Annotated in this window: 1 protein-coding gene; it reads left to right on the forward strand. The window is 34.8% G+C overall.

The annotated features are described in order from the left end of the window. A partial coding sequence (locus KLA_RS17440) for a carbonic anhydrase family protein (RefSeq protein WP_034647556.1) occupies nucleotides 1-515 on the forward strand: 515 nt, incomplete at its 5' end.

Consider the following 515-nt stretch of genomic DNA (forward strand, 5'->3'; position numbering starts at 1 on the left):
TAGAGCAAGTTAATGACACTAGTGAAGGCCAGTTTCCTTTTGCAACAATATTAAGCTGTATAGACTCTAGAGTATCTGCAGAATTGGTTTTTGATCAAGGTTTAGGAGATATTTTTAGTGTACGTATTGCAGGTAACTTTGTAAACGAAGATATTTTAGGTAGTATGGAGTTTGGCTGTAAACTAGCAGGCACAAAACTAATTGTAGTTTTAGGACATACTAGCTGTGGTGCAGTAAAAGGAGCTTGTGATAATGCAGAATTAGGAAACTTAACAGCAATGTTAAGCAAAATTAAGCCTGCAGTAGAAGCAGTATCAGAACCAGCAGATGAAAGCTTACGTAACTCTAAAAACTTAGAATTTGTAGATAATGTAGCTGCTAAAAACGTACAACTTACTATAGACAGGATTGTTGCAGAAAGTGAAGTTTTAGCAGATATGCAAAGTAAAGGAGAAATTAAAATAGTTGGCGCTATGTATGATATTAACTCTGGTGCTGTTACTTTTTTTGAGTAA

Origin of the sequence: Cellulophaga geojensis KL-A, assembly GCF_000568425.1 — a bacterium.
GTDB classification, from domain to species: domain Bacteria; phylum Bacteroidota; class Bacteroidia; order Flavobacteriales; family Flavobacteriaceae; genus Cellulophaga; species Cellulophaga lytica.